The organism is Nostoc sp. (assembly GCF_036917535.1).
Lineage (GTDB): Bacteria > Cyanobacteriota > Cyanobacteriia > Cyanobacteriales > Nostocaceae > Nostoc.
This window is the reverse complement of the sequence record NZ_JBALDA010000031.1, coordinates 60,127-66,126: the sequence shown is the minus strand read 5'-3', so window position 1 is coordinate 66,126 and position 6,000 is coordinate 60,127. Positions and strand designations below refer to the sequence as shown.

The 6,000-nt window shown below is 39.7% G+C and carries 5 protein-coding genes; 3 read left to right on the top strand and 2 right to left on the bottom strand.

Annotated features, from left to right (window positions below; all coding sequences use genetic code 11):
* Positions 1-572 precede the first annotated feature (572 nt).
* Positions 573-2,321 carry a hypothetical protein gene (locus V7K56_RS09890; RefSeq protein ID WP_334909959.1) on the bottom strand — a complete coding sequence of 583 codons (1,749 nt, stop codon included), beginning with the start codon at positions 2,319-2,321 and terminating at the stop codon, positions 573-575.
* Between the two features lie 53 nt (positions 2,322-2,374).
* Between V7K56_RS09890 and V7K56_RS09885 the strand changes: the two genes are divergently transcribed.
* From V7K56_RS09885 to V7K56_RS09875, 3 genes are all read left to right on the top strand, one after another.
* Positions 2,375-2,527, top strand: coding sequence for a hypothetical protein (locus tag V7K56_RS09885; protein ID WP_334909957.1), 153 nt, complete (start codon positions 2,375-2,377; stop codon positions 2,525-2,527).
* Positions 2,528-2,969: 442 nt separating this feature from the next.
* Positions 2,970-4,196 carry a succinate--CoA ligase subunit beta gene (locus tag V7K56_RS09880; protein ID WP_334909955.1) on the top strand — a complete coding sequence of 409 codons (1,227 nt, stop codon included), beginning with the start codon at positions 2,970-2,972 and terminating at the stop codon, positions 4,194-4,196.
* 296 nt (positions 4,197-4,492) lie between these two features.
* Positions 4,493-5,374, top strand: a complete 882-nt coding sequence (locus V7K56_RS09875) for a succinate--CoA ligase subunit alpha (RefSeq protein WP_334909953.1) — start codon at positions 4,493-4,495, stop codon at positions 5,372-5,374.
* Between the two features lie 83 nt (positions 5,375-5,457).
* Here V7K56_RS09875 and V7K56_RS09870 read toward each other — a convergent pair whose 3' ends face one another.
* Positions 5,458-5,877: an SHOCT domain-containing protein gene (locus V7K56_RS09870; RefSeq protein WP_334909951.1), complete on the bottom strand. Its 420-nt coding sequence runs from the start codon at positions 5,875-5,877 to the stop codon at positions 5,458-5,460.
* Positions 5,878-6,000: the final 123 nt, after the last annotated feature.

The following is a 6,000-nucleotide window of genomic DNA, read 5'->3' as shown; positions in this document are numbered from 1 at the left end:
CTCAACAGTCGGTCTTGCTTCAGCGCACCTTCAATATTCAGCATCATCCTTCCCTACCACTGCTGTCTATTCTCTCTTATTTCCCGACAAGTCTAAAGTAAGCAAGTTAAAACTTCTACCGAATCGCTTTCCTATTGTTAATTATGCGCCAGGAGAAAAACTGACTTCCACCCTAAACTGTACAGCACTAGGATAGACAGAATTCGGGTTACTTGACACCTGCATTATTCAGTATAATTTAATTTATTTATTACAAAAATATAGCATAATTTTATGTAAATTCTTGGAGGTTGCCTAAATTCAATCAACAATAGAAACACCAAGAGTATTTGCAACAGCCTGCTTTCTCTAAGACTTAATCATGCGATTCGGTGATTCAGCAAGCCACGTCTAAAATCTGTTATCTTCACCCACTAGTGCAATCACTATTTTTCTTAAATAGTAAAAACCCTGACATAATCTTTACTATGTCAGGGTTTTAGGTATTTGAAATGCTGTAGCAATATTTTGTTAAATTGACAAATAATTAGTTAATGTACAATTTATCCTTTATACTTCAATGGGTATTCTACTTACCCGCCTAAAGTCCGCGTATAAATTACCTGACCTTGGGAATCATAAAGAAAAAGGGACAGATTAGCATTCTCACCAATTACGGCTAGGGCTTCCTGCAAGATTTGCAAGTGATTGGTAACGTCAATAGCAGTATTCGAGTTCTTAGAATAAGGATTAGCCAAGTTATTTTGCCTTATTTGATCATACTCTGGGGTTAGCCGGACAATAATTCCTGCATTGTCCATGCTAAAGATGCAAATCCGAATTCCATTAGTACAGGTCTTATCCAAGTCAGTGCGGGTTTGTTGCAAACTACTAACAACTTGTAGTTTTTCTTGTGCTTGTTTGAGCGCAGCTGAATAGGGTTCGATGAGAGACTGAGCTTGAGTGTAGTACAAGCCATCTTGGGGAACTTTTTTAGCAGTTTGCAAAGCCTGATCCCAATATATCGCTGCTGCTTGCCATTGGTTTTGTTGTTGATAAACTTTGGCTTGCTTGGCAGTGCTAAGGGCCTGTTGGTAGGTTTTAACAGCTAATTGTTCTTTAGTAGCGCGATCGCGTACTAATACTAACTTAGGTTTATAATCTACCAACAGCTTTTGGGCTTCTTGGTATCCAACGCTATTTCGGGGAATGGTATTCAAAGCATTAATTACTACCAGCCAAGTAGACTGCACCTTTTGCCAGTCATTCAAGGATTTAGCAGTAGCTTCCTGTTTTTCGGCTGCAACGGCTACAACTTTTGCTGCGGTTAGTTTTTTCAGCCATTTTTCCTCAAGAAATATCTGTTGATTTACAGCGTGCAAACGGACACGATAATTCAGTAATTTACCCTGGACCAACCCATAGAGTTCACTACTGGAACTTATACTTTCTAGTGGTGCTATCGCCTGTCGCCATAAGTGTTGCCTAGTTTGTAATTCCTCTAAGCTAGATGCAGGAGTTTGAACTTTTTGTGTCGCCAAAGATGCCGTTTGCAAAGCTTTGACCACCTGATTGATTTTTTCTGCTCGCCCAGACAAACTTGCTTTTAGTTCCTGTGACAGCTGGTAACGAGGCGACCAACTAGGAATTACATTCAGGTTTGTACTGGCTGCTGTAAGTTGCTGTTGTACAGCTACTAATTCTTTTTCAGATTTGGCGTGGCGCATCAGCTGCGGAGATTTTGTTTTTAATCGCTCGGCGTTTTGTATTTCTTTACACTCAGACATCACACAAGGGCGAGTCAATAAGTAAGCACCACCGCCCAAAACTATAATTACCACCAACGTCGCACCCAATAGGATAGATTTGACCTGGAATCCTGGCTTTGAAGCCGACAAATTCGGCACATCTGCAAACGGGTCAAACAGTTCTTCTTCTTCACTCTCATTGATTGATGGAGAAGATGTCAGAGACGATGAGGGGGATATTACTTCCTTATCTTCTTGTGCTTCTTCATCTTTTTCTGCTACCCATCCCTCAGTCGGCTTCAACGCCAAGAAACATTTAGTATAAGGAAATTGTTCGCCAAAAACTCTGAGGAAACATTGCACCCGCTGCTCTTTGTGGGGTGCTAGAGATTGAAGTACTTCCTCAATAACTGCAAAAATTAGTTGAGCGTCAACTATTACATCTGATGCGTGTTGCGTTAAAATCATTAGCTCGCCTTTATTGACGACGCACTTAACCTCTAAGACTTCAGCGGTTGAGACTTCTACAAGTAATTGTTCTTGCAAAGTTTTGGCTAAAAGCTGTAAATCTTCCTGCTGGACTGCTACTTTCATAGAGCTTTCCCGCTGAACTTCTATATTGTTTTGATTATCTTTAAGGAGATGAAATGAACTTTTTAGGTTTGTTGAATGCAAATGCACAGTTTAATCAACCACAGCCTGAAAATCTGAACGACCAACTTTCTAACACAAATTCTGACTTTTCACCAAAAGTTAAAAAAGTAATTATTGTTCGTGGCGATACATTTTTACAGCGCTAGATGCAAAATTAAATAATCTGTCTTCAGATATAAATTACAAATACAAAATGGGAATAATAGGAAATTTGAGTATTTTCACTGCGTTATTTCGCGACAATTAAACTCACAATACCTACTGCTCTGCAAAATCTAGTTGCAGAGCAGTTGTTACCAAATTATCTAGAGGTTAAGAAAACTATGCTATGTCAGAGTATTTTGACAGAACTGCTAATTATCTTCTATGCTGGGAAACTTGCTGAGAAAATTAATTACCTGTTGTGGTTCTGCTACAAACAGGTTGGCTATCGAAATTAATATGCTGAATTTGCTGAATTCGATAAAATTGATCCGTAAAAAATAAGTTTTGATAGCTGCAAAAAGGTTAATTCTGCAATAAAGGTGCTGCAAAATATTAAGACAGGACTAACCAAAAGCTTGGAAAGTGTCAATACAAGGTGTATCAATGGATTTATTAGAGTACCAAGTTAAAGAATGGTTTGCGAAGATAGGCATTCCGGTATTGCCTTCCCAACGAATTGACCATCCTACAGATTTGAAACGGTTAAAAATTCGCTTTCCAATTGTACTGAAATCTCAAGTCCACGGAGCAGAACGGGCAAAAGCGGGTGGAGTCAGGTTTGCCCAAACAACTATTGATGCGGTCGCAGCAGCTCAAAATATTTTTAGTTTACCAATATGGGGCGAATTGCCGGAAGTTGTGCTGGCAGAATCTCAATACGACGCCAACCAGGAATTTTATTTAGCGGTGGTTTTAGATACTGCTGTCTGCCGACCGGTACTTTTAGGTTGCAAAGAAGCAGACATCGATTGGGAATCCGCTGGGGAAAGAATGCACTATGTTGTTGTAGAACAAGAATTCTCGCCATTTTATGCGCGACGATTGGCTTTGAAAATGGGTTTGCAAGGGACGCTGATGCAGTCGGTAAGCAGCGTTTTAGAGAAGATGTACGAGTTATTTGTCCAAAAAGACCTGGATTTAGTCGAAATTAATCCCTTGGCAGTCAGTACTAGTAGTCAAGTTATGGCTCTTAATGGTAAAGTCAGGGTCAACGAACGGTCGATCAAGCGTCATCCCGATCTGGCGGAGATGGCAGCAAAAATTATCAGTCGTCATACCAGTACTGAAATCAATGGTATTTTGGGCGACTGGGATGGTGTACAAATGCATGGAAAAATCGGTATTTTAGGTAATGGTACTGGTTCAGTGATGGCGACTTTAGATTTAGTTGCGAATGCTGGTGGCAATCCAGGTGTTTGTTTGAATCTACGTCATGCTTTTCTTACAGATACTACACCAACTACCTTCCGCGATCGCCTAGAAACAGGTTTGAAAATGCTGGAGGCTGATCAAAGCATTCAAGTAATACTAATTAACTTTCTGGGTAGCATTCCGCAAACTGAGGAAGTGGCTGAAGTTATAGCTAGAGTTGTGCAGCCAGACAACAGCGAACTTGAATCACAGGTTGTACGTTCTAATGGTAGTAAAGTTCGGCAAGAGCTTAATTTTCCATCCTTAGTTGTTCGTCTTGCTGGTTCTGAATTTAACACTGCGAGAAAAGATTTAGCAACACTAAAAACCCATAGCGACGCGCTCCTCGTGGTAGAAAATTTAGATGAGGCAGTGGCGGCAGCAGTTCGTCTTGCTAAACCAACAGCTAAGAAAAGATAGTGAATGTCATTTTGTGACAATTCAAAAATCAAAAATTATTAATTTTTACCGTCGGGTATAAATTTTTAAATTTGATGTTCAAATCAAGTACAGCTTTGCTTTCTGGGACTAAATTATATAGTGCATTCAAACTGAATATTCCTAGCTAGAGGCTGGTTTTCTGAGTTTTGGAACACTCAGCTTCCACACTAATTTTTGGAATTTAAGTAAAAATTGAATCAATACGACACTGTAAATGGTCGTTTTTATGCCCAGTGGTTGAAGGCGCTGGGTTGCCAAACTTACGGTAATTTTTTATGAACCTAACGCCAGAAAGTAAAGTCTTAATTCAAGGCTTTTGTGAATTTATATCAAGCACTCATGTCGAGCAAATGAAAGCTTATGGCACAAATTTAGTAGCTGGTGTTAATCCTGGATGCGGCGGACAGGAACTGCATGGACTGCCAGTATTGGATTTAGTAGAGGAGGTAACAGAACAATTTGGGGCAATTGACACAACAATTATTTGTGTAGATCCTTATGACGTTTTAGATGCAGCATTAGAAGCGATCGCATCTAAGATTCGCCAGATTATTATTATTACTGCTGGTGTGCCGCCTTTGGATATGGTGCAATTACTCCGCAAAGCCGAAGCTTATGAAACCTTGGTAATCGGGCCAAATAGTCCGGGGATCATTGTACCGGGAAAAATTCTCTTAGGGACTCAACCCAGCGAATTTTATACTCCTGGGACAGTGGGGATCGTTAGTCGTAGCAGCACCCTCACCTACGAAATTGCCTACGAATTAACAAAAGCAGGTTTAGGGCAGTCGATTAGTGTCAGTATTGGTAGTGATGCAATCGTCGGTTCCTCCTTTCTCCAATGGCTGCAAATTCTCGATGAAGATGAAACCACACAAGCGATCGTTTTAGTCGGTCAACCTGGTGGTGATAGTGAAGAAGCAGCAGCGCGGTACATTGCCGAGGCAATTGATAAACCAGTAATTGCCTATATTGCAGGTAGACAAGCACCACCAGGAAAAAGTTGGCGCCAAACCGGGACTTTAGCAACAGTTATCGGACGCGCTCCTGACTTTGGCACAGCCCAAAGTAAATTAGCTGCTTTAAAAGAAGCAAAAGTGACAGTAGCTGAACGTCCTTCTCAAATTCCAGAATTATTGAGAAAGGAAATTAACTAATTCGTATTTGTAATTCGTAGTTAAGAATTAAATTACGAATTACCAATTATTTTAATAAATAATAACTTAGAAGTCAGTATTCTTTACATTTTATCAAGTATTTCACGCTTTTTTGTTTCAAACTCGGATTCAGTAATTATTCCTTGCTCTTGCATTTTTTTTAATTGTTCCAACTTCATTACTGGATCGGATATTGGTTCGGATTTGGACTTGGACTTAGTTACTACTTGAGCCAGCAATACTTTAAATTTTTCTAGGCTTGGTACAGGCTCAGATATCCAGCTAGATATAATAGTCTTTGTATTACTATTAGGATGCTTGAAATCTTTAGATTGCAATTTCTGCTCCGCTCGAAACGCTTTTGTCTCTGGAGAGAGAAAGTTTGCTAGCAAACTACCTGCAAGCGTAATCAATAATAAAATTGTGTAGGGATTCGTTAACGAAAACAGATTCGCAGGTGAAAATAAAAAGACGAAGGATTCTGCTAAAAGAAACCATGTCACTTGCCTTTGCAAACTCTGTCTTTGAACATTTGAATATTTATTTTTTAAGTAAAAACCAAGTAGAAAGTGCTGCGGTTATTACAGCGAATCTTAAATGAGCCTAACGATCGCTCGAAACCGGAA

Bases quoted from the DNA above. Each gene is read 5' to 3' on its own strand.
- V7K56_RS09875 (WP_334909953.1), top strand. From the start codon at position 4,493: ATGAACCTAACGCCAGAAAGTAAAGTCTTAATTCAAGGCTTTTGTGAA.
- V7K56_RS09885 (WP_334909957.1), top strand. From the start codon at position 2,375: ATGAACTTTTTAGGTTTGTTGAATGCAAATGCACAGTTTAATCAACCA.
- V7K56_RS09890 (WP_334909959.1), bottom strand. From the start codon at position 2,321: ATGAAAGTAGCAGTCCAGCAGGAAGATTTACAGCTTTTAGCCAAAACT.
- V7K56_RS09880 (WP_334909955.1), top strand. From the start codon at position 2,970: ATGGATTTATTAGAGTACCAAGTTAAAGAATGGTTTGCGAAGATAGGC.